This is a genomic window from Pseudooceanicola aestuarii (assembly GCF_010614805.1).
GTDB classification, from domain to species: domain Bacteria; phylum Pseudomonadota; class Alphaproteobacteria; order Rhodobacterales; family Rhodobacteraceae; genus Pseudooceanicola; species Pseudooceanicola aestuarii.
In genome coordinates, this window is sequence record NZ_JAAFZC010000003.1 from 26,270 (window position 1) to 51,638 (window position 25,369).

24 protein-coding genes are annotated in these 25,369 nt (G+C 66.3%); 12 read left to right on the plus strand and 12 right to left on the minus strand.

The window, feature by feature from the left end; genetic code table 11:
* Positions 1 to 15: 15 nt before the first annotated feature.
* The 5 genes from hmgA to G5A46_RS16525 form a co-directional block, all read right to left on the minus strand.
* On the minus strand, positions 16 to 1,383 hold the full coding sequence (hmgA, locus tag G5A46_RS16505; RefSeq protein WP_163851281.1) for a homogentisate 1,2-dioxygenase: 1,368 nt from the start codon (positions 1,381 to 1,383) through the stop codon (positions 16 to 18).
* A gap of 117 nt (positions 1,384 to 1,500) precedes the next feature.
* Positions 1,501 to 2,748 carry a TRAP transporter large permease gene (locus G5A46_RS16510; RefSeq protein WP_163851283.1) on the minus strand — a complete coding sequence of 416 codons (1,248 nt, stop codon included), beginning with the start codon at positions 2,746 to 2,748 and terminating at the stop codon, positions 1,501 to 1,503.
* The gene (locus G5A46_RS16515) at positions 2,748 to 3,251 is read right to left on the minus strand and encodes a TRAP transporter small permease (RefSeq protein WP_163851285.1); all 504 of its coding nucleotides are present in this window, start codon (positions 3,249 to 3,251) and stop codon (positions 2,748 to 2,750) included. The genes G5A46_RS16510 and G5A46_RS16515 overlap by 1 nt, the downstream gene beginning before the upstream one ends.
* A 1-nt stretch (position 3,252) precedes the next feature.
* Positions 3,253 to 4,242 carry a TRAP transporter substrate-binding protein gene (locus G5A46_RS16520; protein ID WP_163851287.1) on the minus strand — a complete coding sequence of 330 codons (990 nt, stop codon included), beginning with the start codon at positions 4,240 to 4,242 and terminating at the stop codon, positions 3,253 to 3,255.
* Between the two features lie 207 nt (positions 4,243 to 4,449).
* Positions 4,450 to 4,917 carry an Lrp/AsnC family transcriptional regulator gene (locus G5A46_RS16525; protein ID WP_163851289.1) on the minus strand — a complete coding sequence of 156 codons (468 nt, stop codon included), beginning with the start codon at positions 4,915 to 4,917 and terminating at the stop codon, positions 4,450 to 4,452.
* 111 nt (positions 4,918 to 5,028) lie between these two features.
* Between G5A46_RS16525 and G5A46_RS16530 the strand changes: the two genes are divergently transcribed.
* A complete protein-coding gene (locus G5A46_RS16530; protein WP_239521049.1) occupies positions 5,029 to 6,096 on the plus strand; it encodes a Glu/Leu/Phe/Val family dehydrogenase in 1,068 nt (355 codons plus the stop codon).
* A gap of 38 nt (positions 6,097 to 6,134) precedes the next feature.
* Here G5A46_RS16530 and G5A46_RS16535 read toward each other — a convergent pair whose 3' ends face one another.
* Together G5A46_RS16535 and G5A46_RS16540 are read right to left on the minus strand one after the other, a co-directional pair.
* The gene (locus G5A46_RS16535; RefSeq protein WP_163851291.1) at positions 6,135 to 6,935 is read right to left on the minus strand and encodes an IclR family transcriptional regulator; all 801 of its coding nucleotides are present in this window, start codon (positions 6,933 to 6,935) and stop codon (positions 6,135 to 6,137) included.
* A 49-nt stretch (positions 6,936 to 6,984) separates the two neighbouring features.
* Positions 6,985 to 8,127 carry an OsmC family protein gene (locus G5A46_RS16540; protein ID WP_163851292.1) on the minus strand — a complete coding sequence of 381 codons (1,143 nt, stop codon included), beginning with the start codon at positions 8,125 to 8,127 and terminating at the stop codon, positions 6,985 to 6,987.
* A 129-nt stretch (positions 8,128 to 8,256) separates the two neighbouring features.
* On the opposite strand from G5A46_RS16540, the gene G5A46_RS16545 reads away from it, so the two are divergent.
* The 5 genes from G5A46_RS16545 (at position 8,257) to G5A46_RS16565 (ending at position 13,079) form a co-directional block, all read left to right on the plus strand.
* Positions 8,257 to 9,318, plus strand: a complete 1,062-nt coding sequence (locus tag G5A46_RS16545) for a C4-dicarboxylate TRAP transporter substrate-binding protein (RefSeq protein ID WP_163851293.1) — start codon at positions 8,257 to 8,259, stop codon at positions 9,316 to 9,318.
* A gap of 59 nt (positions 9,319 to 9,377) precedes the next feature.
* Entirely contained in the window at positions 9,378 to 9,884 is a 507-nt protein-coding gene (locus tag G5A46_RS16550) for a TRAP transporter small permease (RefSeq protein WP_163851294.1), read from the plus strand.
* Positions 9,884 to 11,188 (plus strand): TRAP transporter large permease, encoded by a 1,305-nt coding sequence (locus G5A46_RS16555; protein ID WP_163851295.1) that lies wholly within the window; start codon positions 9,884 to 9,886, stop codon positions 11,186 to 11,188. Before G5A46_RS16550 ends, G5A46_RS16555 begins: the two co-directional genes overlap by 1 nt.
* A gap of 9 nt (positions 11,189 to 11,197) precedes the next feature.
* The gene (locus G5A46_RS16560) at positions 11,198 to 11,968 is read left to right on the plus strand and encodes a glutathione S-transferase family protein (RefSeq protein ID WP_163851296.1); all 771 of its coding nucleotides are present in this window, start codon (positions 11,198 to 11,200) and stop codon (positions 11,966 to 11,968) included.
* A gap of 205 nt (positions 11,969 to 12,173) precedes the next feature.
* A complete protein-coding gene (locus tag G5A46_RS16565) occupies positions 12,174 to 13,079 on the plus strand; it encodes an AEC family transporter (RefSeq protein ID WP_163851298.1) in 906 nt (301 codons plus the stop codon).
* Positions 13,080 to 13,176: 97 nt separating this feature from the next.
* Here G5A46_RS16565 and G5A46_RS16570 read toward each other — a convergent pair whose 3' ends face one another.
* From G5A46_RS16570 to G5A46_RS16585, 4 genes are read right to left on the minus strand one after another with little or no spacing between them, the layout of a single operon-like run.
* Positions 13,177 to 13,971, minus strand: a complete 795-nt coding sequence (locus G5A46_RS16570; protein ID WP_163851300.1) for an FAD binding domain-containing protein — start codon at positions 13,969 to 13,971, stop codon at positions 13,177 to 13,179.
* A gap of 57 nt (positions 13,972 to 14,028) precedes the next feature.
* On the minus strand, positions 14,029 to 16,404 hold the full coding sequence (locus G5A46_RS16575; protein ID WP_163851302.1) for a xanthine dehydrogenase family protein molybdopterin-binding subunit: 2,376 nt from the start codon (positions 16,402 to 16,404) through the stop codon (positions 14,029 to 14,031).
* A 15-nt stretch (positions 16,405 to 16,419) separates the two neighbouring features.
* Entirely contained in the window at positions 16,420 to 16,905 is a 486-nt protein-coding gene (locus G5A46_RS16580) for a (2Fe-2S)-binding protein (RefSeq protein WP_163851304.1), read from the minus strand.
* A 30-nt stretch (positions 16,906 to 16,935) separates the two neighbouring features.
* Entirely contained in the window at positions 16,936 to 17,511 is a 576-nt protein-coding gene (locus tag G5A46_RS16585; RefSeq protein WP_163851306.1) for an SRPBCC family protein, read from the minus strand.
* A gap of 195 nt (positions 17,512 to 17,706) precedes the next feature.
* On the opposite strand from G5A46_RS16585, the gene G5A46_RS16590 reads away from it, so the two are divergent.
* The 3 genes from G5A46_RS16590 to G5A46_RS16600 are packed head-to-tail and all read left to right on the plus strand — an operon-like array spanning position 17,707 to position 21,822.
* Entirely contained in the window at positions 17,707 to 18,378 is a 672-nt protein-coding gene (locus G5A46_RS16590) for a response regulator (protein WP_163851308.1), read from the plus strand.
* Between the two features lie 46 nt (positions 18,379 to 18,424).
* Positions 18,425 to 19,603: an FIST N-terminal domain-containing protein gene (locus tag G5A46_RS16595; RefSeq protein ID WP_163851641.1), complete on the plus strand. Its 1,179-nt coding sequence runs from the start codon at positions 18,425 to 18,427 to the stop codon at positions 19,601 to 19,603.
* Complete coding sequence (locus G5A46_RS16600; RefSeq protein WP_163851309.1) at positions 19,597 to 21,822, plus strand: hybrid sensor histidine kinase/response regulator; 2,226 nt, start codon at positions 19,597 to 19,599, stop codon at positions 21,820 to 21,822. The genes G5A46_RS16595 and G5A46_RS16600 overlap by 7 nt, the downstream gene beginning before the upstream one ends.
* An 18-nt stretch (positions 21,823 to 21,840) precedes the next feature.
* On the opposite strand, the gene G5A46_RS16605 is transcribed toward G5A46_RS16600, so the two are convergent.
* Positions 21,841 to 22,497 carry a GntR family transcriptional regulator gene (locus G5A46_RS16605; protein ID WP_163851311.1) on the minus strand — a complete coding sequence of 219 codons (657 nt, stop codon included), beginning with the start codon at positions 22,495 to 22,497 and terminating at the stop codon, positions 21,841 to 21,843.
* 101 nt (positions 22,498 to 22,598) lie between these two features.
* Here G5A46_RS16605 and G5A46_RS16610 point away from each other — a divergent pair, with 101 nt between their 5' ends.
* The 3 genes from G5A46_RS16610 to G5A46_RS16620 are packed head-to-tail and all read left to right on the plus strand — an operon-like array spanning position 22,599 to position 25,342.
* The gene (locus G5A46_RS16610) at positions 22,599 to 23,576 is read left to right on the plus strand and encodes a TRAP transporter substrate-binding protein (RefSeq protein ID WP_163851313.1); all 978 of its coding nucleotides are present in this window, start codon (positions 22,599 to 22,601) and stop codon (positions 23,574 to 23,576) included.
* Entirely contained in the window at positions 23,573 to 24,076 is a 504-nt protein-coding gene (locus tag G5A46_RS16615) for a TRAP transporter small permease (RefSeq protein ID WP_163851315.1), read from the plus strand. The genes G5A46_RS16610 and G5A46_RS16615 overlap by 4 nt, the downstream gene beginning before the upstream one ends.
* Positions 24,077 to 25,342, plus strand: coding sequence for a TRAP transporter large permease (locus G5A46_RS16620; RefSeq protein WP_163851317.1), 1,266 nt, complete (start codon positions 24,077 to 24,079; stop codon positions 25,340 to 25,342). It abuts the gene before it with no gap.
* Positions 25,343 to 25,369: the final 27 nt, after the last annotated feature.

The following is a 25,369-nucleotide window of genomic DNA, read 5'->3' on the forward strand; positions in this document are numbered from 1 at the left end:
TTCTGCCCCTTCCGTTCAGTCCCAATTGCCTTCGGGCGTGCCGTCGAACCGTTTCTTCAGACTGTCCCAGCATTCGATGTAATCGTCCTGCAACGGCGCCTCCTGCGCGGCAAAGCGGGTCAGATGCTGCGGGAACCGCGTCTCGAACATGAAGGACATGGTATCATCCAGCTTTCCCGGTTTCAGATCGGCGAAAGTCGCCTTCTCGAAGGCCTCGTTGTCGGGGCCGTGCGGCAGCATCATGTTGTGCAGCGACATGCCGCCGGGGGCAAAGCCGTTCGGCTTGGCGTCGTATTCGCCGTAGATGTTGCCCATCAGTTCGGACATGACGTTCTTGTGGTACCAGGGCGGGCGAAACGTATCCTCGGCCACCATCCAGCGTTCGCGGAACAGGACGAAATCGATATTGGCGGTCCCCTCCACCCCGGATGGGGCCGTCAGCACGGTAAAGATCGACGGGTCGGGATGGTCGAACAGCACGGCGCCCACCGGGCAATAGGTCGACAGATCGTATTTCACCGGCGCGTAATTGCCATGCCAGGCGACCACGTCCAGCGGCGAATGCGGGATGCGGGTTTCGTGGAACTGACCCTGCCATTTCACCGTGACGGTAGAGGGCGCATCGCGATCCTCGAAGGCGGCGACGGGGGTCTTGAAATCGCGGCGATTGGCCATGCAATTGGCCCCGATCGGCCCCCGGCCCGGCAGGTCGAATTTCTGGCCGTAATTCTCGCAGACAAAGCCGCGCGCGGGACCGTCCAGAACCTCCACCCGGTAGAGCAGCCCGCGCGGCAGGATCGCGATTTCGCGCGGCGCCAGGTCGATCACCCCCAGCTCGGTGCAGAACCGCAGCCGCCCCTCCTGCGGGACGACCAGCAATTCGCTGTCGGCGGAGTAGAAATAGGCGTCGGCCATACTGTCCGTCACCAGGTAGACATGCGCCGCCATGCCGACCTGGGTATAGACATCGCCCGCCGTTGTCATGGTGCGCATCCCCGTCAGCCAGGTCAGCGGCGCGTCGGAATGCGGCACCGGATCCCACCGGTATTGCCCCAGGGAGGTGACATCCGGCACCACGTCGGGGGCGGAGGTCCAATAAGGCAGATCCACCCGCGTGAACCGCCCGACATGTTTGACCGAAGGCCGGATCCGGTAGCACCAGGTCCGTTCGTTCTGATGGCTGGGCGCGGTAAAGGCAGTGCCGGACAGCTGCTCTCCGTACAGGCCATAGGCGCATTTCTGGGGTGAGTTCATTCCCTGCGGCAAGGCACCGGGCAGGGCCTCCGTCTCGAAATCATTGCCAAAGCCGGGCATGTAATTCGGATGTGGCCCCGCCCCGCCCGCCGCGCGGGTCAGGCCGGAAATGGTGCTGGCTTCGGTCATGGCATGTCCTCTCTTTCGGGTGTCAGTCCTCTCTTAATTAGTTGCACTCGCAACTATCAAGAAAAAACGCAAAAAGGACGGGACCGGCGCGGGGTATCCATGCCCCCGCGCCGCGCCTCAGATCAGGAGGGGGCCAAAGGCGATCAGCAGGTAGACGACAATCAGCACCGCCAGGAACGGCAAGACCGCACGGGCGATACGCTCGATCGGGATATTGGCGGTGGTAGAGGCAACGAAGAGATTGATCGCGACCGGCGGCGTGACCATCCCGATGGCCAGCCCGACCACGATGATGATCCCGAAATGCACCGTATCGATGCCCAGCTGGACGGTCAGCGGCAACAGCATCGGTGTCAGGATGATCAGCGCGCTGGCGGTTTCCAGGAAGATCCCGGTGATCAGGATCAGCACCATGATCAACAGCAGGATCACATAGACATTGTCCGACAGCGACAGCGCGAACCCGGCGATGGCGTTGGGCACCTGCCAGCTGGCCAGCGCCCAGCTGAGCACTGTGGACGCCGAGATCACGAACAGGATCACCGCCGTCGTCACCCCCGCGCGCAACACGATGTCATACAGCGCGCGCAGCGACAGGTCGCGGTAGATGAACAGCGACACCAGAATGGCGTAGTTCACCGCGATCACTGCCGCCTCGCTGGGGGTGAAGATGCCGGAAAAGATGCCGCCCAGGATGATCAGCGGTGCCATCAGGCCCCAGCTGGCCGCGAGAAAGGTCCGAAGCACCACCGGCAGGGAGAAGGCCGCGCCGCGCGGATAGGCGCGGCGGTGGCCCTGCACCAGGGCCACGGCGATCAGACCCAGACCCATGGCGATGCCGGGGATGAACCCGCTGAGGAACAGCTTTTCCACCGATTCCTGGGCGATGACCGCATAAATGATGATCGGGACCGACGGCGGGATGACCACCCCGATGGTCCCCGACGCCGCGATCAGCGAGGCGGCAGAGGCGGGATCGTATCCCTTGCGCTTCAGCTCGGGCACCAGGCTGGCGCCCACCGCCGCCGTTGTCGCCGCGCCAGAGCCGGAGATGGCGGCAAAGAACATGCCCGCCAGCACCGACACGACGGACAGCCCGCCCTTGACGAAGCCGAACATGCTGTCGGCAAAGGCGACAAGACGTTTCGATATTTCACCCTGCGCCATCACGTCCCCGGCCAGGATGAACATCGGCACGGCGACCAGTGCAAAGGAATTGATGCCGGCGAACATCTGCTGTGGCACCACCATCAGCGGCACGCCGCCCAGGTTCAGCGCCGACATGGTCGCGGCGCCGATCACGATGGCAATGGGCAGGCCCATCAGCAGGAACAGCAGGAACAGGCCGGCCAGGATCAGGCTCATCAGATGTCCTCCGACACGGGGCCACGCGGATCGCGCCCGGCCAGCAGGTTGATCAGATCAATGACCGACAGAACGGTCATGACCAGCGCGCTGAATGGCATCACCAGATAGACCCAGGTCATCGACAGCCGCAGCGAGGGCGATTTCTGGAAACTCTGCATGTTGGAATATTGCCAGCCGATCACGGCCAGCGTCACCAGGAAGGCGATGACGACCAGGCAGCCCGCGCCGGTGACGATCCGGCGCGGCGCGGGGGGCAGGCGGTCCCGCAGCATGGATACCGCGATATGCCGCCCCTGTTGAAAGGCGAGGGTCGCCCCCAGAAAGGTGATCCAGATCAGCAGGAAGCGCGCGACCTCCTCGGTCCAGGCGACCGAGGTAAAGACCACGCGCGAGACGATCTGCAAGGTGATGACCCCGACCAGCGCGATCATCCCCGCAAAGATGACGGGGCGCAGGATCGCACCGATGCCCTGGTCCAGCCGCTCCAACGCCCCCATCATCTTACTTCAGCGCGTCCTGAATGCGCGGCAGGTAATCGCCGAACTTGGCACCGTATTTTTCGTAGACCGGCGCCGCCGCCTCGGCAAAGGCGGAAAGGTCGGCGTCATCGACGATTTCCATGCCCGCATCGCGCAGGGCCTGCATCTGCGTGGCCTCCTGTTCGGCGTTCAGCGCGCGTTCATGCGCAGCGGCCTCGCGGGCGGCCTGGACGACGATTTCCTGCGCCTCTTCGGACAGGCGGGACCAGACAGGCATCCCCATGACGAAGATCGCCGGCGCGTAGGTGTGGCGCGTCATGGTCATATGGGTCTGGGTCTCGTTCAGCTTGAAGCTGTGCACCACGTTGACGGGATTTTCCTGCCCGTCGATGGTGCCTTGCTGCATCGCGGTCAACGCCTCGGTCCAGGCCATGGGAATGGCATCGGCACCCAGTTCGCGGAACGTGTCGATATAAACCGGGTTTTCCATCACGCGGACGCGCAGCCCGTCCAGATCGGCGGGGCTATGCACCGCGCGTTCGGAATTCGTCAGATTGCGGAAGCCGCGTTCGGCATAGGCCAGCCCCTTCAGGTTCACATCTGCCAGCCGGTCCAGCAGTTCCTGACCGATGGGCCCGTCCAGAACCTCGTAGGCCTTCTCTGCGGAGGGGAAGAGGAACGGCAGTTCGAAGACGGCCATTTCCTCGACGAAGTTGGAAACGGGACCGTTGGTGATCACGCCCATGTCGACGGTGCCGATCTGCATCCCCTCCAGCAGGGTGCGTTCGTCGCCCAGCGTGGCATTGGGAAAGATTTCCACGCTGATCTTGCCGTCGGACCGTTCGGCAACCAGATCGCGAAACTTCTCCGCCGCGGCGTGAAAACCGTCCTGCTCGTTCACGACATGGGCCAGACGCAGGTTCACTGCCTCGATCTCCGCCATGGCGGGCGCGGCAAGACCCAGGGCGGTCAGCCCTGCCACGAAAAGGGTAGAGCGACGGGTGAGTTTCATGTTCATCTCCATGGTAATGCAAATCGTTCGGGGGTATCGCTGCACGTCGTGACGTTGCGGCCTGCCTTCGGGCGCCACATGTGCCCCAACCGCCCTGCGGTGACAAGGCAACCCCGGCCGTGAACCGGCACAATATGTCGCCTGTCCCTCGCAATTCGACCCATGCCACCTGAAGGCATGGCGCGGACCGCAGGAAAATTGCGCCGCTCAGGGCAGGCGGGCGCGGTCGATGAACTTGCGCAGGGCAAATCGCGACCGCACCGCCCGAATTCCCGGCAAGCGCAACAGGCGCGATTGCAGGAAGTTCTCGAAATCCTCCAGGCTTTCGACCGCGACTTCCAACAGGAAATCCTGCGTGCCGGTCATCAGGCTGCCGGTGACGACCTCCTCGAACTGGGCCACCTTGTGCTGGAACCGTGTGAGTTCGTCGCTCTGCTGGCGCTCCAGCTCGACAGAGACAAAAGCCGTGATCCCGAACCCCGCCACCGCCGGGTCGATGCGCGCGCCATAGCCCGCGATCAGCCCGCTGTCCTCCAGCTTGCGCAGGCGACGGTTGCAGGGGGTGGGGGACAGGCCGACCCGCAGGGCCAGGTCGACGATGGGGATTCGCGCCTCCTCCCGCAGAATGCGCAGGATCTGGCGGTCCGTGGCGTCCATGGTGATTTTCGCTGACATCTTGCCGCTCCGTAGGGAATTCCGCTCGTATTCTAGCGGAATACCGCGTCACAAGCGATCATTCGCCCCGTGATCCGAGGTAAACTGCGCCAATGACAAAGGGAGGTCACGATGTCCGACAGCGCCACGATGCCGATCACCATCCACGAGGAAACGCCGCCACCGGGGGTCGAACGGCTGGTCCGGGCCGAGGATCCCGCCAGCGGCCTGCGCGCGCTGATCTGCGTTCATTCCACGGCTCTTGGCCCGGCGGCCGGGGGCTGCCGGATGTGGGATTACCCCGATTGGAATGCCGCACGGGCCGATGTGCTGCGCCTGGCGGAGGGGATGACACGCAAGACCGCCATGGCCGACCTGGGCCTGGGCGGCGGCAAGGCGGTGATCCTCGGCAATCCGCACCGCGACAAGACACCGGCGCTGCTGCGCGCCTTTGGCCGTGCGGTGGACGCATTGGAAGGGCAGTATTTCACCGCCGAGGATGTCGGAATGTCCGCTGACGACATGGCCGTGATCGCGCAGGAGACCCGCTTTGCCGTCGGGCTGGATGGCGGCGCACATGGCAGTGGCGACCCCTCGCCCTTTACCGCAGAGGGGGTGTTCGAATGCCTGCGTGCCGGGGCGGAGGTCGCCTTTGGCAGTGCCGATCTGACCGGACGCCGGGTCATGGTGCAGGGGCTGGGCCATGTCGGCACGGCGCTGGCGGCGCGGTTGCACGGCGCGGGCGCGCAGCTGCTGGTCTCGGACCTGGATGCGGCAGCGGTGGAGCGCGCGGCCAACGGCTGGGGCGCGCAGCCCTGTGCGCCGGACGCGGTGCTGGACCAGCCGATGGACATCTTCGCCCCCTGCGCCATGGGCGGGGTGCTGACCGGAGACAGCGCGCAGCGGCTGGGCGCCCGGCTGGTCTGCGGCGCGGCCAACAACCAGTTGGCCACCCCCGAGGTGGCCGAGGTACTGCGCGCGCGCGGCATCCACTACCTGCCCGATTACGTGGTCAATGCCGGCGGCATCATCAGCGTCGCAGGTGAAATCCATCGCGCCGGCCCCGGCTACCGCAGCGCCCGGCTGGGCCGGATCACCACGCGGCTGCGGGACGTGTTGCATCGCAGCGCGGCCACCGGGCAGACCACGACCGCAGTCGCTGACCGGATGGTGGACGACATCCTCGCCGCCGCTGGCTGAGGCACCGGGACCGGGACCGGGACCGGGACCGGTGCGTCCTATGCCTCGCCCGAATGGCCCAGATCGCCCGACAGCCGGTCGGTGAAGGCAAGGAGCGTTTGCACCACCCGCCCGTCCGGCCCCGCATCGACCAGCGGGCCAGGGCCGATGGCGGCGATGCACAGCTGCACGCGGCCGGTGTAATCATGCACCGGCGCCGACACGGCGGTGATCCCGGGGACCGGCATGTCGCGTGTCACGGCATAGCCCCGCGCGCGGGCCTCTGCGGTTTCGCGGGCAAAGGTCTCCCGGTCCACGCGGAACCAGTCCCGGCGGCCGCCGACTTCGCGGCTGGCGAATTCCGCCTCGATCAGCTCGGAGGTCATCGACGGCGGCAGCAGGGCGGAGAACAGGATCCCCGTGGCTGTCATGGTCATGTAGTAGACCCCGCCGACCCGGATGTTGAAATGCAGGATGTCGGTATGTTCCTGGATGTAGACGATGGTCGGCCCCTGCGGCGCGAAGACCGCGACGGAGACGGTCAGGCCCAGGCTTTGCGACAGGGCGGCGATGCGGGGGATCGCCTCTCGCACGGGGTTCAGATGGCGCAGCCGCACCAGCCCGATTTCCAGCGCGAAGGGCCCCAGTTGGTAACTGCCCTCTGCCGTCTGTTCGACCAGCCCGGTATTGCGCAGGCTGACCAAGTAGGGGTGCAGCCGCCCGGCGGACAGGCCTGTGAGCAGCGCCAGTTCCGACAACTTGACCGCCGTTCCGTGATCCGACAGCGCTTTCAGGATCGCGCCGCCCGTTTCCACCGACCCGATCCCGCGCGAGGGTTTTTCACGTCCGTTCGTCCCCATGCCCGCGCCTACCCTTCGCTTCGTTGCCGCCGTCCCGACGGCGCTGCCCTCAAGCGGGCGCGCCGGTCACCCCCCGGATTCGCAGTTGCGGTTTCAACGGAGTCCGGCACAGCGCATGGAGGTAGCACGCCCGCTCCGCCAAGTCGATCAGCTCGACAATCTGGGCGGGGGTGGCGCTGCCGCTTTCGACGAACAGATGGCTTTCCACAGGGGCAAAACCCGGCGCCAGCCCGGTGCCCGAAGTGGCGCCACCGGGACCGAACCGGGTGTCCTGGACCAGCCGCACGGCCGAGACCTCGATCCCCAGCAATCCGGCGAGGATCTCCAGCTGAGTCATGAAGCAGAACCCGATCCCCGCCGACACGTAGGAGACCGCATCGGGCGCATCCGCCCCGCCGGCGCGAAACCGCCAGCCACTGCCGCAGGGCGCGCGCAATTCCTGCCACAGATCCAGCGCACCATCGGGCAGCACCCGACCACGGGCCGAGACATGCAGCGGATGCGGCGCCTCTGACGGGCGGGACCAATCGCCGGAGGTCAGGATATCGGCACTGTCCGCCGGGCCATCCCCCTCCCGGCAGATTGGCGCGGGATCGGCGGGCGCGGCGGTGTCGGGCACCGGATGCGACAAGTCCAGCGGCGCGCCGTTCAGCCAGGCGTTGAACGCACCGGGAAAGGTGCCGCGCACCGCGTCGGCGACCGGGGCGACATGCAGCGCATCGCTGACCAGCGCGAACAGGATCGTCTCGTCCAGATCATGTTCTGGCGCGATCTCGATCCCGAAGGGCAACGCGCCGCCCACCATCGTCTTGGCCCGCATCTGACCCTGAACGGAGTAATAATTGTCCACCGTGATGCCAAAGGCGCCGGGATCGACCCCGCGCAGCCGCGCCAGCGCGCGTATCTCTTGGGCATAGGCCAGGGCCAGCCCCACCGACAGGAAGCCCAGCGGCGGCGGCGCGGCATCCCAGCCGTTCAGGTTCGGGCCTTCGTCACTGGCCATGCGCCAGGCCCGCCCGGTTGCCGCGTTGGACAGGACCGCGACCTTTTGAAATCCAGACAGCGACCAGGCCACCATGCGGCAGGTGCGGGTATCGCGCAACGTTTCCAGCTGGTTCGCCGCGGCATGGCTGGCTTCGTGGATCAATCCGGCGGGCTGAGGGCCCAGGATGTTTGTGGCTTTCTCCGGCATGAACGCTCCTCCGCAATTCTCGACAGGTGAACCGCATTGCGGTACGTATGGATCGTATTACGGTTTTCATTGATTATTTGCAAATATCAAATTAGTCTCACGATCACTAACAGGGAGGAACTCACCATCATGTCCAAACAGATTCTTGCGACCTCACTCGCACTTGCGCTTGGCACCACTGCCCTCAGCGCTGCCGAGACGATTCGCCTGACGACCGTGTCCGGCTATCCGACCACCGCGTCCTGGGTCGGCAAATTCGAAGAGATCTTCGTCCCCGAGGTGGAGAAGGCGCTGGCGGAAACCGGCACTTATGCCATCGACTGGACCCATGGCTGGGGCGGCGCCATCACCGGCCCCAAGGGCGAGCTGGAGGCGATCGAAAGCGGGCTGGCCGATATCGGCGTCGTGCAGACCGTGTTTCACCCCGACCGGCTGCGTGTCTATGACATCGCCTATGCCACGCCCTTCGTCTCCACCGATATCGATCTGATTTCGGCCACGGTGAACGATCTGGCCCGGCAATATCCCGCGATGCAGCAGGTCTGGGAGGACAACAACCAGCACATGCTGACCAGCCTGGCGGCGGTGGACAATTACCAGATCTTCCTGAAGGGTGATTACACCGGCACCGACGCCCTGTCGGGGATCAAGCTGGGCGGCGCGGGCATGAACCTGCGCTATGTCGAAAGCGTGGGCGCCATCGGCGTATCCTCCACCCTGGCGGATTTCTACAACGGCGTCGCCACCGGCATCTTCGACGGTGCCATCGTCTGGGCCACGGCGGCGGAATCCTTCAAGATCCACGAAGCCGCCCCCACGGTGGTCAAGGTCGATTTCGGCGGTGTGAACTCCATGGCGCTGAGCATGAACCTGCAAACCTGGGAAGGTCTGCCGGAAGAGGTCCAGACCGCGATGGCAGACGCCGCCGAGGTCTACCGCAAGGGGCTGGCGCAATATTCCATGACCGATGCGCAGCGCGCGATGGACCAGATGGCGGCCAGCGGCGCCAATATCATCGAGGTCTCCACCGAGACGCGCACCGACTGGGCGCAGGGGATGGACAACATCGCCGGGCAATGGGCCCAGGAGGTGACCGCCATGGGTGCGCCGGGGGATGACATCCTGTCCTCCTATATCGAGGCCATGCGCGCCGCGGGTCAGCCCGTGCTGCGGGACTGGTCGGCGGAGTGATCCCTCAGGGCGCCGCCCTGCGCGGCGCCCCAACGCGGCGCCCCAAACTGGAGGCCAAGATGATCCTGACCCTTGCCAACAGGGTCTGCGCGGGGGCCGGCACCACGCTGGTCGTTGCGCAGATGCTGCTGATCTGTGCCGATATCGCCCTGCGCAGCGCCTTTTCCGCCCCGATTGCCGGGGTGCCCGAATTGGTGGAGCTGGCGATCGTGGCGCTGGTCTTCCTGCAAATCCCCAATGCCGTGCGCACCGATGCCTTCATCCGGTCGGACGGGCTGTTCCACGCGCTGGCGCGCCGCCGACCGATGCTGGGCCGGACGCTGGACACCGCCTTTTCGCTGGTCGGCGCGGCGGTGATGGCCGTCATCGCCTACGGCATGTGGTTCAAGTTTACGGCCGCCGTGGACCGCAACCTGTTCACCGGCAACCCCGGCCTGTTCACCGCGCCGATCTGGCCCGCGCTGCTGTGCATCGTCATCGGCGCCACGCTGGGCTGTCTGAACTACCTTGTGCGCGGCTGGTCCGCCGCCCAGGGCCGCACCCTGATGACCCCGGAGGGCCCGTAATGACCGGTCTTGAACTGGGCGCGCTGTCCCTGTTGGTGATGATCGCGCTGATCTACATGGGGATGCATGTCGCCATCGCCCTGGCCTCTGTCTCCTTCGTCGCGCTCTGGGCGTACAAGGGCAACGTGCTACTGGCCCTGTCTCTGACCACGCTGGCGACCAAGGATTCCATCGCCTCCTATTCCTTTGGCGTCGTGCCCTTGTTCGTCCTGATGGGCATGTTCGTGAACGAGGCCGGGCTGGGCCGCGACATCTACACCGTGGCCAATTCCGCCTTTCGCAAGCTGAACGGCGGGCTGGGTATCGCCACCGTCGCGGCCAATGCCGTCTTTGCCGCGATCACCGGCATTTCCATCGCCTCCGCCGCGATCTTTACCCGGATCGCGGTGCCCGAGATGATGCGCTACGGCCATACCGCGCGGTTCTCCGTGGGGGTGGTGGCCGGGTCCTCGGTGTTGGGCATGCTGATCCCGCCCTCGGTGCTGCTGATCGTCTATGGCCTGATCGCCGAGGTCTCCATCGCCGACATGTTCACCGCCGGCATTCTGCCCGGGCTGCTGCTGTCGGTGCTCTATTGTATCCTGATCCTGGCACTGTGCCGGTTCGCGCCGGGGTTCACCGGGCGGGCCGTGGTGACCGATGGCGGCGCCGGGCTGGGGCTGGCGACATCGGCGCGGCTGATGGCGCCCGCCGCCCTGCTGATCGTGCTGGTGCTGGGCGGGATCTACGGCGGCATCTTCACGCCGACCGAAGCCGGTGCCGCAGGAGCCTTTGCCGCCATGATCATCGCCGCGCTCAAGGGCAAATTGTCCTGGCCCGTGCTGTGGAAGCTGGCGGCGGATACCGGGCGGGTCACGGCCTCCATCCTGTTCCTGATCATCGCGGCCAGCATGTATTCGCGGATGCTGGGCGTACTGGGCATTCCCTCCCTTCTGGCCGAACAGCTGACGGGGATGGAGGCCGGGTTCACCATGGTGCTGCTGATCTATGTCGGGCTGATGATCTTTCTCGGGACGATCCTGGACAGCACGTCGATCATCCTGCTGCTGGTGCCCCTGTTCCTGCCGGCCTTTACCGGGTTCGACGTCGACCTGGTGTGGCTGGGCGTCGTCACCGTCATCGGGGTCGAGATCGGACTTCTGACGCCGCCGCTGGGCATCGCCTGTTTCGTGATCAAGGGCGCGCTGGAGGACAAGTCGATCACTCTGCGCACCATCTTTCTGGGCGCTCTGCCCTTTGCCCTGACCATGGGCCTTGCCTTGCTGGCGGTGATCCTGTTCCCGTCACTCACGCTGTCGAACTGAGGAGAGACCATGCTTACGCTGTATCATGCCGGGAATTCCGTCTGCTCTGTCAAGGTGCGCCTGGCCCTGGAGGAAGCCAACCAACCCTGGGAGGGGGTTGAGCTGAACCTGGGGCGCGGCGATCAGCACGCCCCCGACTATCTGAAACTGAACCGTGCCGGGGTGGTGCCGACGCTGATCGACGATGGGCGCGTTCTGGTCGAATCCAGTGTCATCGTGGATTACGTCGCGGGCATGTCGCCGGATCTGGTGCCCGCCGATCCCTACCGCGCCGCGCGGGCGCGCAACTGGGGGATGCGGGGGCTGGCCCTCCATGCGGCGGCGAACACCGTCAGCTTTGCCTCCTATGGCCGCTTGCCGATGCTGAACAAGACGGAGGCGGAGCGTGAAGCCGTCTACGCCCGGATGCCCGACCCCGAAGCAGCGGCGAAGCGGCGCGACCTGGTCGACAATGGCGCGGCCTCGCTCCGTGTGGCGGGCGCGCTGGCGGTGCTGCGCCAGATGGCCCGCGACATCGAGGCGGAGCTGGCGGAAACCGGCGGTCCCTGGCTGGCGGGGGCGCAGTATTCCATGGCCGATATCGCGGTCGCGGCCTATGTCTCCCGCACCGATTGCGTGGGGCTTGCGGGCCTTTGGGAGGACGATTGCCCCGCCATGACCGATTGGTGGGCCGCCCTGCAAGAGCGCCCCGCATGGGTCCGCGCGACGCAACCATGGGTGACGCCCGACATGCTGAAAATGATGAAGGACGAAGGCCTGCGCGTCTTTGCGGACGTGTAGCCGCACCCTCTCCAGCCCCCTGCGCCGGGCGGGGCGGCGCAGGCACAGGAAAATGGCGCGCTGCTGACGCGGTACCCGGACGCGCCCGGCGGCCTCCACGCAATGCCGGAGCCATAGGCCGGGCGAAATATCGCTTCCCCCTTGGCGGTTGCGGCGATACCTCCCGTGCGGCGGGACGATCCCGTGTCCGCCGCCGGAGGTTCGAATGCTTCAGATCCTGATCGCCCTGCTGCCCGATTTCGCCCTGATCGGATTGGGCGCGGCCCTGCGGGGCGCGGTTCCGCAGGCGGCCTGGGCGGGGATCGACCGGGTGAATTACCTGGTGCTGTTCCCGGCGCTGATCTTCCTGGCCGCCCTTGGCCGGACGCCGGACGGGGCGGACCTTCTGGTGCTGGGGATCGGCGTCTGGTCGATCATGGGGCTGGGCCTGATACTGACCTGGCTGGTGCGCCCGCTGGGGCCTGAACGGTTCCTTGATTTCGCGGGGATGTGGCAATGTTCCTGGCGGTTCAACACCGCGCTCGGCTTTGTCGCGATTCAGGGGTTCCCGCCGGATTACCGGGGGCTGCTCTCGATCGCGGTGGGGCTGGCGATCCCGGTGGCCAACCTGTTGGCTGTGGCCGGGTTGTCACGCGGCAATGCCATGTCGGCACGCCGCACCGCCTGGCAGATCGCGACCAATCCGTTTCTTCTGGCCAGCCTGTCGGGGCTGGGGCTGTCGCTGCTGGGCTACCGCCCGCCCGAGCTGCTGCTGGCGCCCGTGGCGCGGCTGTCGGATGCGGCGGTGCCGGTGGCGATGCTGTCCATCGGCGCGGCGCTGCATTGGGCGGCGCTGTCGCGGCTGGACGCGTTCAAGATCGCGATCAGCGTGATCCGCCTGCTGATCCTGCCCGCCGCCACATGGGCCGTGACCTGGGCCATCGGGCTGGACCCGGCGCGCACGGCGGTGCTGATGGTCTTTGCCGCGCTGCCCACGGCGTCGGCCTCGCATGTTCTGGCCTCGGTCTTCGGGGCCAATCGGGAGGAGGTCGCCGTGGTCATCGCGCAGACGACATTCTTCGGCATGCTGACCCTGCCGTTGTGGCTGATGCTGGTGGGCAGCAGCGGCTGAACCATGAAAAAGACCCGCGCCCGAGGAGAAGGGCGCGGGTCAGTCGGCCGGGTCCGAACGCCCGACTGGACGTGCGGATACCCGACAGGGAGGTCGGTCAGCCCGCCATGGCACCGGCCACGGCGCGGGCGGTCATCACGCCCACCAGATGGGCACGGTAGGCGCCGGTGCCGTGCAGGTCGGTATTCATTCCCTCCGCCGGCACGGTCAGACCGTCCAGCGCCGCTTCGGAGAAGTCGGCGGCCAGTGCCGTCTCCGCCTCGGTCCAGCGAAAAACACCGTCCTGACCGGCGCCGGTGACGGCGACGCGCACGGCGTCATCGAACCGCGCCACGAACACCCCGACCAGCGCAAAGCGTGACGCGGGCTGTTCGAACTTGGCGTAATGCGCCGCGCGCGGCACCGGGAAGCGGACACCGGTCACGATCTCCCCCTCCTCCAGCGCGGTGGTGAACAGGCCTTGAAAGAAGTCGTCCGCCGCGACCTCCCGCCGATCGGTGATCACCGTGGCGCCGGTGCCCAGAACGGCGGCGGGATAGCAGGCGGCGGGGTCATTGTTGGCCACCGATCCGCCGATTGTGCCACGATTGCGCACCGCCGGATCGCCGATCCGCCCTGCCAGCGCCGCCAGCGCGGGGAAGCTGGCCCCCGCCTCCGCCGCGACGCGGGCATGGGGGGTGGCACCGCCGATCTCCAGCGTGCCGGCACCCTGGGTGATGTGGTCCAGCCCCGCGATGCCGGTCAGGCTGACCAATGTCGCGGGCGCGGCAAGCCGGGCCTTCATCGTGGGCAGCAGGGTCTGTCCGCCGCTCAGGACGACGGCATCGGGGTCGGAGAGCGCCTTGACCGCCTCGTCCACGCTGCCGGGTTTCACGAATTCGAAATTATGCATGTCTGTACTCCCTTGATCCGGGCGAGGGGGGCGGGGCCCGCTGGCCCCTGCCCCGGCTCAGCCCTCGTGCAGCGCCGACCACACCCGGGCGGGCGTCAACGGCATGTCGATATGGGTGATGTTGCTGCGGCCCGCACGTTGCAGCGCGTCCACCACGGCGTTGACGATGGTCGGCGGCGACCCGATGGCCCCGGCCTCCCCGCAACCCTTCACCCCCAACGGATTATGGGTACAGGCGGTCAGGGCGGAATGGTCCACCTGATACATCGGCAGGTCATCGGCGCGCGGCATGGTATAATCCATGTAGCTGGCCGACGGGAATTGCCCGTCCGCATCGTAGACCGCGCGTTCCAGCAGCGCCTGCCCGATCCCCTGCGCCAGCCCGCCATGGACCTGCCCTTCGACGATCTGCGGATTGATGACGTTGCCGAAATCATCCGCCGCCGCAAAGGACATGACCTGAACCTTGCCCGTCTGGGGGTCGATCTCCACCTCGCAGGCATAGACGCCCGAGGGATAGGTGAAATTCGCCGGATCGTAGAACGCCGTTTCCTCCAGCCCCGGCTCTATCGTCTCAAGCGGGAAATCATGCGGGATATAGGCCTTCAGCGTGACATCGCCCCAGGGCACGTTCTTGTTGGTGCCCCGCACGGAAAAGACGCCGTCTTCGAAATCGACCTCCTCAGGGGTGGCGTCCATCATGTGGGCGGCGATCTTCCCCGCCTTCTCGATCACCTTTTCCGTCGCGCGCACCACCGCCGAGCCGCAGACCGCCAGCGAGCGGGAGCCATAGGTGCCCATGCCGAAGGGGATGCGCGCGGTGTCGCCGTGCACGATCTCGATCATCGCGGGGTCGATGCCCAGACGGTCCGCCACGATCTGCGGGAACGTCGTCTCGTGACCCTGGCCGTGGCTGTGGGCGCCGACCATCACCAGCACGTTGCCGGTGGGATTCACCCGCACCGTCGCCGCATCATAAAGACCGACGCGGCTGCCCAGAACGCCAACCAGGTTGGAAGGGGCGATGCCGCAGGCTTCGATATAGGAGGCGATGCCAAGGCCGCGCAGCTTGCCCCGCGCCTGGCTTTCGTTCAACCGGCCCTCGAACCCGGCGATATCGGCCATCTCCACCAGCCGGTCCATCACCGCGTCGTAATTGCCGGTGTCGTATTCCAGCGCCACGGGGGTGGTATAGGGGAACTGGTCGGGCTTGATGAAATTGCGGCGCCGGATCTCGATCGGGTCGATGCCCAGTTCGCGGGCGCATTTGTCGATCACCCGTTCCAGGGAATAGGTCGCCTCGGGCCGGCCGGCGCCGCGATAGGCATCGACGGGGGCGGTGTTGGTAAAGACGCCCTTCACGTTCACGTAGACATGGGGGACGGTGTAATTCCCCGCCATCAGCGTGCCATGCAGGAAGGTCGGCGTGGCGGTGGCGAAATTGGACAGGTAGGCGCCCAGATTGGCCATGGTATCCGTGCGCACGGCGATGAACTTGCCGTCGAAATCGGTGGCCAGCTCGATCTTGGTCACATGGTCGCGGCCATGGGCATCGGTCAGAAAGGCCTCCGTCCGCGAGGAGGTCCATTTCACCGGACGCCCCAACCGTTTCGCGGCGGCCAGCACCAGCGCCTCTTCGCCGTAATGATAGATCTTGGCGCCGAAACCGCCGCCGACATCGGGCGCGACCACCCGGAGTTTATGTTCCGGGATGCCCATCACGAAGGCGGAGATCAGCAACCGCGTCAGATGCGGGTTCTGCGAGGTGGTATAGAGGGTGTATTCCTCGGTCCCGGTGTCGTAATCGCCGATGGAACAGCGCGGCTCCATCGGGTTGGGGGACAGACGGTTGTTGACCAGTTCCAGCGTCGTGACATGGGGCGCGTCCTTGATCGCGGCATCGACCGCATCGCGGTTGTCCTCCACCCAGCCCCAGTCGAAACAGACGTTGCTGTCGACCTCGTCATGGACGCGGGTGCCGCTGTCGGCGACGGCCTGCGCCATGTTGACGATGGCGGGCAGCTCCTCGATGTCGGCGACGATCGCCTCGGCCGCGTCGCGGGCCTGTTCGGCGGTCTCCGCGATGACGGCGGCATAGGCATCGCCGACGTGGCGCACCTTGCCATGGGCCAGCACCGGGCGCTTGGGTTCCGTCATCGGGCTGCCGTCACGGCTGTGGATCAGCCAGCCCGCCGGATTGCCGCCAACCTCCTCGAAATCGGCGCCGGTAAAGACGGCCAGCACACCGGGCATCGCCTCCGCCTCGGCCGTGTCGATGGAACGGATGGTTCCATGCGCCACTTCCGAGCGGGCAAAGACCGCGTAGGTCTGGTTCTTCAGCACGATATCGTCGGTATAGCGGCCCTTGCCGGAGGTGAATCGCTTGTCCTCGCGCCGTTTGGGCGATGTTCCGACCACGTTATCCTTTGGCATTGTCTGTCCTCCCCCTCATTCCGCCGCGATGGCGCTGACGTCCTGGCCGGACGCGGCCATGATCGCCTTGACGATGTTGTGGTAGCCGGTGCAGCGGCAGATATTGCCCTCCAGGTGGTGCCGGATTTCGGCCTCGGTCGGGTTGGCGTTCTGCTCCAGCAGGGTGGCGGCGGACATGATCATGCCCGGCGTGCAGAACCCGCATTGCAGGCCGTGGTGGTCGTTGAACGCGGCCTGAAGCCGGGCGATGGTGGCGCCTTCGGGGGCGGGGGTCTCGATCGTGGTGATCTCCGCGCCTGCGGCCTCGGCGGCCAGCATGGTGCAGGATTTCACCTGCTTGCCGTTCACATGGACCACACAGGCCCCGCATTGCGACGTATCGCAGCCGACATGGGTGCCGGTCAGCCCCAGATCCTGCCGCAGGTATTCGACCAGAAGCCGCCGCGATTTCACGTCGCGCGTCACTTCACGGCCGTTCACCTTCATCGTGATATCGGTCATGTCTCTCCTCCCTTTCTCGTTTCGGATCGCTCAGCCGAGCCTCCGTTTGAACCACCCCTTGCCGGCGCCGTCTGCCCCCGTCTCCTCCACGGGGATGTCGGGCGTTTGGATTTCGGCGCGGGGTTGCGCCTCTGTGTCGGCGCGGACTTCCACGACATTCAACGCGCGGTCTTCCACGACGGACTGAAATTCGACAAAGAACTGATCGGCCAGCTTGCGGGTGAAACCGTCGATGACCCGGCCGCCCAGCTGCGCCAGCTTGCCGCCCACCTTGGCCTCCACGGCGTAGGACAGGCGGGTGCCCGGCCCCTCCGGGGCCAATGTCACCACCGCGCCGCCCCGCGCGAACCCTGCCGCGCCGCCCTTGCCCGCGCCGGTCAGGCGCAGGTGTTCGCCGGGTACCATGTCGGACAGGCTGACCTCTCCCTGAAAGCGGGCGCGCACCGGGCCGACTTTCTGGGTCACGACCGCCGCGAACCCGTCTGCGGGGGTGCCTGTCAGGCTTTCGCAACCGGGGATGCAGGACCGCAGGACCGCCGGGTCCAGCAGCGCGTCCCAGACAAGGCCGGGCGGCGCTGCGATCAGGCGGTCTTCGTTCAGGTTCATGGCTGGCCTCCGGGCTCGCTTGACCGGAATGCTAGGAAGAAAACCGGCGTCGGGATATGCGACCTTTGACGTAGGGGCGGCTTCGCGCGGATTGCCGCCCGTGGCGCGTGTCGTGGCGGCCCCCTCAGACCTTTGGCGCGGTTCGACGCGGGCGCACGCCGTGTTAGGGTGGGCCAACCTGAGAACGGACCGAATATGCCCAACCGCCTGCGCCACGCCCTGATCATCGACGATCACCCGCTGTTCTGCGACGCGCTGTCGATGACCCTGCGCATGATCGTCGGCATCGATGCCGTATCTGTCGCGCAGGATCTGGGCACCGCCATCGCCAAGGTTGAGGCCGATCCCGGCCATGATGTCATCCTGCTGGACCTGAACCTGCCGGACGTATCGGGGCTGGACGGGTTGATCCGGCTGAAACAGGCGGCGGGCCGGGTGCCGGTGATTGTCGTCTCGTCCCTGTCCGAGGCGTCGGTGATGCGCGCCGCGATCGCGGCCGGGGCGGCCGGTTTCGTGCCCAAGCATTCCCCCCGCGAGGTCTTCCAGCAGGCGTTTCAGACCATCGCCGACGGACAGGTCTATCTACCCGACGAGATCGGCACCGACGCCGCCCCCGACGAGGCCGGCACCGAACGCGAAACCGCCGTTGAACGTCTGGCACAATTGACGCGCCAGCAGATGAAGATCCTGGAACTGATCTGCGAGGGCAAGCTGAACAAGCAGATCGCCCATGACCTGACCATCGCGGAGGCAACGGTAAAGGCCCATATCACCGCCATCATGCGCAAGCTGGGCGTGCAAAGCCGGACCCAGGCCGTCCTGATCGCGCAGCGGGCGAATTTCGGGAACCTGTTGCAAGACGGCTGAGACAGGGCCATCCTCCGCACCTGACCGCAGGGAAGGATGAGTGACCATGCATGCCGGTGCCGGACCGACCGTCACAGCGACTGCTGCCGCGCGCCACGTGCTGACCCATGCCGCGGATTGCACCGATCCCGACGGGTTGCCCCAGATCGCCCGCGCCTTTGCCGGGCGCGACATGGCACTGGTGGTGTTCTTCGTCTCTCCCCTCACCGATTTCGCCGCCACCATGCGGCAGGCGGATTCGCTGTTTCCCGGCTGCCGCACCATCGGCTGCACCACGGGCGGAGAGATCGCGGGCGACGGCTATGCCGAGGGACGGATCGTCGCCGTGGGTTTCCCCGCCGCCGATTTCATCGCCGAACCGGTGCTGCTGCGCGGATTGCGCGATCTGGACCGGCAGGCGCTGATCGCAGACATGATCCGCCGCCGTGCCCGGCTCGCCGCCACCCGCCCCGACTGGCGCGGCGAATTCGGACTGTTGCTGGTGGACGGCATGACCCTGATGGAGGACCGCGTCGCCGCCGCCTGTGCCGATGCGCTTGGCCCGGTGCAGATGTTCGGCGGCTCTGCCGGGGATGGCACGCGGTTCGAATGGACCGCCGTCGCCATGGACGGGGTGGTGCATCGCGACGCAGCGGTCCTGACCTCCGTGCGGACGCGGTGCCGGGTGCGGGTGTTCTCCATCAACCACCTGACGCCCACGGATCAGCGCGTCGTCGTCACCAGCGCCGACCCCAGCCGCAGGCTGGTGCACGAGATCAACGCCGAACCGGCGGCGCGCGAATATGCGCGCCTGCTGGGCAAGGATCCCGAACAGCTGGACACCTTCACCTTTGCCGCCCATCCCGTCGCCGTGCGGTTCGGCGGCCAGCACCAGGTGCGCGCGATCCAGAAGGTCGGAAAGGACGGCGCGCTGGTCTTCTTCTCCGCCATCGAGGAGGGGCTGGTGCTGTCGCTGGCCACCCCCGCCCACATGGCCACCCACCTGGATCGGGAGCTGTCCGCGCTGCGCGACGATGGTCCGCCGGACACGATCCTGGCCTGCGATTGTATCCTGCGGCGCATGGAGGCGCAGGAGAAACAGCAGATGCACGCCGTCTCTGCCGTGCTGCGCGATCACGGGGTGGTGGGCTTTTCCACCTATGGCGAACAGATGGGCGGGATGCATGTGAACCAGACGATGACGGGCCTGGCCCTTTACCCGCCGGAGCGGCCCGCGCGATGGTGATCCAGCTGGTGAACGAGGCCGACACGCTGGAGCGGCAGAACGAGAAACTGCTGAAGATCACCGAGGTTCTGATCCGCCGGGTGGAGCAGTTCACCAATGACGACGCCGCCGCCTACGAGCAGTTCCAACGCGCCGTGATGCTGGAGGACCAGGTCCGCTCCCGCACCGGAGAGCTGGAGGAGGCGCTGAACCTTCTCAACGAATCCAACGCCCAGCTGTCCGCCGCGATGCGCGAGGCCGACGGCGCCCGCCAGACCCTGACCAACGCGATCGAAACGATCCGCGAGGGGTTCGGATTGTTCGATGCAGATGACCGGCTGGTCCTGTGCAACAGCCGCTTCGGCATGTTCATGCCCGACATCCGCGCCCATCTGAAACCGGGACTGCGGTTCCACGACTATATCGACCACGCCAGCCGGTCGCGGTTCATCGACCTGCCGCCAGGCACCCGCGCACTGAACTGGGCCGAGCGGCGGCGCCAGCGTCACCTGGAAGAACATGTCGTGTTCAACATCGCGATCACCGGCGACCGTTGGGTGCAGGTCAGCGAACACCGCACCGCCGCCGGCCAGACGGTGATCCTGCAAACCGACGTCACCGACATCATGCGCATCGAACGGCGCGAACGGTCGCGAATTCTGGACAACCAGTCCCGCCTGATCGCCGCCACGCTGGAACATCTGGACCAGGGGGTTGCCGTGCTGGACGCGCAGGCCACGCTGATCGGCTGGAACGCGCGGCTGTCGGAGCTGCTGGGCCTGCCGTTGACCCGGCTGCGGCGGGGCGCCCCCGCCGCCATGCTGCTGGACCACCTGCGCGGTGTCGCCCCCGACGCCCCCGACGCCGGCGCTGCCGCCGCCGACCGGCTGGACCAATGGATGGCAAGCGACGCCCGCCCGCCGCTGGTGTTCGACATGACCCGCCTGCCGGCCACCGCGCTGAAGGTCAACGCGCGCGGGATGCCCGGCGGCGGGCGGGTCATCTCCTTTACCGATATCACCTCGGAACGGCAGGCCGCGCTGGACCTGTTGCGCGCCAAGGAGACGCTGGAACGCCGGGTCATGGACCGCACGCTAGAGCTGGAGGACGCGCTGAGCGCGGCGGAACGCGCCAATGCCAGCCGCTCACGTTTCGTCGCGGCGGCCAGTCACGACCTGCTGCAACCGCTGTCGGCGGCCCGGCTTTTTGTCTCCTCTCTGGCCTCCGGGGCAGTGCGCGATCCCGCCACGGGGGTGGAGGTGCTGGGCAAGATCTCAAGCGCGCTGGACAGCGTCGAGGACATGATCGGCGCGCTGCTTGAAATGTCCAAGCTGGAGACTTTGCGCGACAGTTTCGACATCCGGCCCGTATCCCTGGGCGCGCTGCTGACCCGGCTGGACGGAGAGTTCCAGCCCCTTGCCGCGCGCAAGGGGATCGGCCTGCGGGTGCTGCCCTGCACCGATTGGGGCCTGTCGGACCCGACCTACCTGCGGCGGATCATCCAGAATCTGATCGGAAATGCCATCCGCTATACCGCCACCGGGCGGGTGCTGGTGGGGGTGCGACGGCGCGGGCCGATGCTGCGGATTGATGTCTGCGACACCGGCCCCGGCATCCCCGAGGATGCGCAAAGCGTGATCTTCGAGGAATTCCAGCGTCTGGACCACCGCCACAGCAGCAGTGAAGGGCTGGGCCTGGGGCTGACAATCGTGGACCGGGCCTGTGGCGCGCTTGGCCATCCGCTGACGCTGCGCTCGGTCGTGGGGCGGGGGTCGTGTTTCTCCGTTTCCGTGCCGCGCGCCCGCGCCCGCCCGGTCCATGCCCCGCCGCAGAACCCGGCCCTCGCCGTGCCACAGATGCCGGGCGCCGGGCGGCTTGTGCTGGCCGTGGATGACGATGCCGCGATCCGCGAGGCGCTGGATTACGCGCTGACCGGCAAGGGCCACCACGTCATGACCACCGCAAGCGTCGCGGAGGGGCTGGCCCTGCTGGCGGAGGCGGAGGTGCAACCCGACGCCATCATCCTGGATTTCCAGCTGGGGCGCGGGCTGACCGCGCTGGATTGCCTGGCGGAGATCCGTACCGTCCTGCCCGATGTTCCGATCTGCGTGCTGACCGCGAATTCCACCCCTGATGTTGCCGCCCGCTGCGCCGCCGCCGGGCTGGTACTGCGCCTGAAACCCGCCCGCGCCGAAGATCTGGACCAGCTGATCCGCGGCCTGACCCCGGCGCCGTCCTGATCTGCCAGCAGCCCCGCGCTACCCGGCCTGGAACACCCGGTCGCGCAGGAATTGCGCGGTCAGGGAATAATGCGAGGTCAGCGCCGCGATGGCACGCGGGGCGTCCCGGCCGATGGCAGCTTCGGCGATGTCGCGATGCTCCTGCTCCGCATTGCGGCCCTCACCCTCGACCGCCAGGGACAGGCGGCGATAGCGATCGTTCTGGTCGCGCAGCGTGTCGCAGAAGGTCAGGGTGATCGGGGATCCGCAGGCGGAGATCAGCGCCTGGTGATAATCGACATGGCGGGTTTCCCATTGCCGGTCGAACAGGGTCTGATCCTCTGGCTGGCGGCGCGGCAGCCGGTCCAGCACATGCAGGGCAGAGAGGATCCGCGCCTCCCACATCTCGTCACCGTGGCGAATCGATTGCTCCAGCGCCCAGGATTCCAGCCGGATGCGCGTCGCCACCAGATCGTCCAGATCATCGCGGCTGACCCGGCTGACCCGGTAGCCCCGGTTATGCTCTGCCGTCACCAACCCGGTGGCGACCAGCCGTGACAGGGCTTCTCGTACCGGCGAGACGCTCATCCCGCAGAGTTCCTGCAAATCCGTCGCCTTCAACGCCATGCCGGGTGCCAGTTTGCCCGACAGGATGGCGTCCCGCACGATTTCCCACGCCTGTTCGCTTCTGCTCACCTTCGTTTATCCACCAAATTTTCGAAAGTCTTGACTAGTTTCGACGATAATGCCTACATCACGAGGCAATGTGCAACCGATTTATCTTTGGAGGAGGGGATATGAAGGGGTTTTGTCTGAGCATGGCCATGGGCCTGTCGCTGCTGTCCGCACCCGTTGCGGCGCAGGATGTCACGATCCGGTTTCCGGTCGAATATTCGTTGGAAATCACACCGGGCGCGGCGAACAAGGAATTCAAACGGCTGGTGGAGGAACGCTCCGACGGGCGGATCGAGGTGAAGTTCTTCCCCAGTGGCAGCCTGTATCGCGGGCTGGATCTGGTGCAGGCGATCCTGCGTGGCGATGCGGAGATGACCACCCTGATCTCCGCCTACTGGAGCGCCCTGACGCCCCGTGCCGCCGTCTCGGAGCTGCCCTATGCCTTTCCGACGAAACAGGCGTTCTACAACGCGATCGACGACCGGTTCTTTGAACGGGTCTATGCCGAGGCCGAGGAAAAGGGCGTAACCGTCATCGGCATCCTGCCGTTCGACTACCTGGTGCCGGGCAGCCGCGAAACCGCGCTGGTCGCGCCGGAGGACTTCGCCGGGCTGAAGTTCCGCGGCCTGGGCAAGGTCAACCTGGCGATGCTGCAATTGCTGGACGCGACGCCGGTGTCGATCAACTTCGGCGAGATCTCTCCGGCCATCCAGCAGGGCGTGATCGACGGGCTGAACGTGCCGACGGACAGTTTCACCATCTACAAATGGGACGAAAGCATCCGGCATGTCACCTATGCCTCCTATTACATGGCCTTCTATCCCTGGACGGTGAATACCGAATGGTGGAACGGTCTGGACGCCGATCTGCGTGACATCATTCAGGAGACGGCGCGCGAGGTTGCCGCCGATCACCGGGCGCTGGCCGAAGCGGCCTCGGACAAGGCACTGGAGGATCTGCGCGCCGCCGGTGTCGCCGTGCACATGCCGACAGATGAGGAGCGCGCCACCTGGATGGCGGCCACGCAACCGGTCTGGACCCAGTTCGAAGATCAGATCGGGGTGGAGCTGATGGACGAGCTGAAAGGCTACCACGAATGATCCTGCGTCGGATCAGCACCGCTCTCGCCAGGGCAGAGGATGGCCTCGCCGCCCTCAATCTCGCGGCGGTGTTCGGGCTGGTCAGCTACGAGATGACGGCCCGAACCCTGTTCGGGTCGTCCCTCCCCTGGGCGGAGGAGATGTCGCGGGTGCTGCTGATTTCGCTGGTCTACATCAGCGCGGTGGGGCTGACGCGCAGCAACGGGCATATCCGGGTGGAATTCATCGTCACCGCCCTGCCCGACCGGCTGCAAGGCGCGGTGGTCTGGCTGTCCGACCTGCTGTGCCTGGCCTTCGCGCTGACGGCGACCTGGCTGGGCGTGGTTTTCGTGCGGGAATCCATGCGCTTCAATCTCAGCTTCGCGCATTCGGACCTACCGTTTCCGGTCTGGGTGGCCCAACTGATCGTTCCCGTGGGCTTTGCCCTGATTTCCCTGCGGCTGCTGCTGCGCCTTCTGGGCGCCCGATCCGGCGCCGCTACCGATCCGCAAGGAACCTGAATGTCCGCGCTTCTTGTCTGTCTTATCCTGGTCTTCCTGGCCCTGGGCGTGCCTGTCGGCTTTGCCCTGTGGCTGTCCGGGCTGATCTTCGTGCTGGCCACCGGCGCGACCTCTCTCACCCAGATCGCGCAATCGGTCTATTCGGGGCTGGACAGCTTCGTGCTGCTGGCGGTGCCGTTCTTCATTCTGGCGGGCAACATCATGCTGCGCTCGGGCTTTGCGCGCTATCTCTTCGACCTGATGCAAAGCCTGGTGGGCAGCGTCCCCGGCGGCGCCTCCATCGGGGCCAGCGGGGCCTCCGCGATATTTGGCGCGATGACGGGATCTTCCGTTGCCTCCGCCGCCGCATTGGGCCGCACCATGATCCCCACCATGGAGGGGCTGGGCTATCCACGCCAATACACCGCCGGGCTGATGGCGGCGGGCGGCACGCTGGGCATCCTGATCCCGCCCTCTGTCGCCATGGTGATCTTTGCCGAGCTGTCGCAGCAATCGGTCAAGTCGCTGTTCCTGGCCGGGGTGGTGCCAGGCCTTGTCTCGGCCGTGGCGATCGGGGCGGTGGCCTTCACCATCGCGTTCCGCCATGGCTACGGGCTGCGCACCGAACCGTTTTCCTGGACCGCCGTGGGCCGCAGCCTGCTGACCGCCGGGCCGGCGCTGGCCATGCCCGCCATCGTGCTGGGCGGGATCTACACAGGCACCACCACCCCGACAGAGGCCGCGGCGCTGTCCGTCGTCTACGGGCTGTTCGTGGGCATGGTGGTCTATCGCTCCATCGGGTGGCGCGACCTGCCCGCCATTTTCGTGGACAGCGCGCGCGGCACCGGATCGATCCTGTTCATCCTGTCGGGGGCGCTGTTCATCGGGATGCTGGCCACGCTGGTCGGCATTCCCCAGACCATCGTCGGCGCCATCGACGCGCTGAACCTGCATCCGATGGGATTTCTGCTGCTGGCCAGCCTGATGCTGATCGTACTGGGCTGTTTCCTTGACGGGTTCACCCTGCTGACCGTGGTGGCGCCGCTGCTGCTGCCCTCGGTCCAGGTGCTGGGCATCGACCCGATCCATTTCGCCATCGTACTGGTGCTGAACATCGAGATCGCCGCCGTCACGCCGCCCATCGGGCTGAACCTCTTTGTCATCGCCGGGATCTCCGGCACCACGATGAAAGAGGTTTCCCTGGGCGTCGCGCCCTTTGTCGTGGCGCTGATGGCGGTGCTGCTGCTGTTGATCTTCGTGCCGCATCTGTCGCTGATGCTTCTCTGATCCAATCTGATCGTACTACAGGAACCT

Coding starts and splice junctions, on each gene's coding strand:
- hmgA (WP_163851281.1), bottom strand. CDS start 1,383: ATGACCGAAGCCAGCACCATTTCCGGCCTGACCCGCGCGGCGGGCGGG.
- G5A46_RS16510 (WP_163851283.1), bottom strand. CDS start 2,748: ATGAGCCTGATCCTGGCCGGCCTGTTCCTGCTGTTCCTGCTGATGGGC.
- G5A46_RS16515 (WP_163851285.1), bottom strand. CDS start 3,251: ATGATGGGGGCGTTGGAGCGGCTGGACCAGGGCATCGGTGCGATCCTG.
- G5A46_RS16520 (WP_163851287.1), bottom strand. CDS start 4,242: ATGAAACTCACCCGTCGCTCTACCCTTTTCGTGGCAGGGCTGACCGCC.
- G5A46_RS16525 (WP_163851289.1), bottom strand. CDS start 4,917: ATGTCAGCGAAAATCACCATGGACGCCACGGACCGCCAGATCCTGCGC.
- G5A46_RS16530 (WP_239521049.1), top strand. CDS start 5,029: ATGTCCGACAGCGCCACGATGCCGATCACCATCCACGAGGAAACGCCG.
- G5A46_RS16535 (WP_163851291.1), bottom strand. CDS start 6,935: ATGGGGACGAACGGACGTGAAAAACCCTCGCGCGGGATCGGGTCGGTG.
- G5A46_RS16540 (WP_163851292.1), bottom strand. CDS start 8,127: ATGCCGGAGAAAGCCACAAACATCCTGGGCCCTCAGCCCGCCGGATTG.
- G5A46_RS16545 (WP_163851293.1), top strand. CDS start 8,257: ATGTCCAAACAGATTCTTGCGACCTCACTCGCACTTGCGCTTGGCACC.
- G5A46_RS16550 (WP_163851294.1), top strand. CDS start 9,378: ATGATCCTGACCCTTGCCAACAGGGTCTGCGCGGGGGCCGGCACCACG.
- G5A46_RS16555 (WP_163851295.1), top strand. CDS start 9,884: ATGACCGGTCTTGAACTGGGCGCGCTGTCCCTGTTGGTGATGATCGCG.
- G5A46_RS16560 (WP_163851296.1), top strand. CDS start 11,198: ATGCTTACGCTGTATCATGCCGGGAATTCCGTCTGCTCTGTCAAGGTG.
- G5A46_RS16565 (WP_163851298.1), top strand. CDS start 12,174: ATGCTTCAGATCCTGATCGCCCTGCTGCCCGATTTCGCCCTGATCGGA.
- G5A46_RS16570 (WP_163851300.1), bottom strand. CDS start 13,971: ATGCATAATTTCGAATTCGTGAAACCCGGCAGCGTGGACGAGGCGGTC.
- G5A46_RS16575 (WP_163851302.1), bottom strand. CDS start 16,404: ATGCCAAAGGATAACGTGGTCGGAACATCGCCCAAACGGCGCGAGGAC.
- G5A46_RS16580 (WP_163851304.1), bottom strand. CDS start 16,905: ATGACCGATATCACGATGAAGGTGAACGGCCGTGAAGTGACGCGCGAC.
- G5A46_RS16585 (WP_163851306.1), bottom strand. CDS start 17,511: ATGAACCTGAACGAAGACCGCCTGATCGCAGCGCCGCCCGGCCTTGTC.
- G5A46_RS16590 (WP_163851308.1), top strand. CDS start 17,707: ATGCCCAACCGCCTGCGCCACGCCCTGATCATCGACGATCACCCGCTG.
- G5A46_RS16595 (WP_163851641.1), top strand. CDS start 18,425: ATGCATGCCGGTGCCGGACCGACCGTCACAGCGACTGCTGCCGCGCGC.
- G5A46_RS16600 (WP_163851309.1), top strand. CDS start 19,597: ATGGTGATCCAGCTGGTGAACGAGGCCGACACGCTGGAGCGGCAGAAC.
- G5A46_RS16610 (WP_163851313.1), top strand. CDS start 22,599: ATGAAGGGGTTTTGTCTGAGCATGGCCATGGGCCTGTCGCTGCTGTCC.
- G5A46_RS16615 (WP_163851315.1), top strand. CDS start 23,573: ATGATCCTGCGTCGGATCAGCACCGCTCTCGCCAGGGCAGAGGATGGC.
- G5A46_RS16620 (WP_163851317.1), top strand. CDS start 24,077: ATGTCCGCGCTTCTTGTCTGTCTTATCCTGGTCTTCCTGGCCCTGGGC.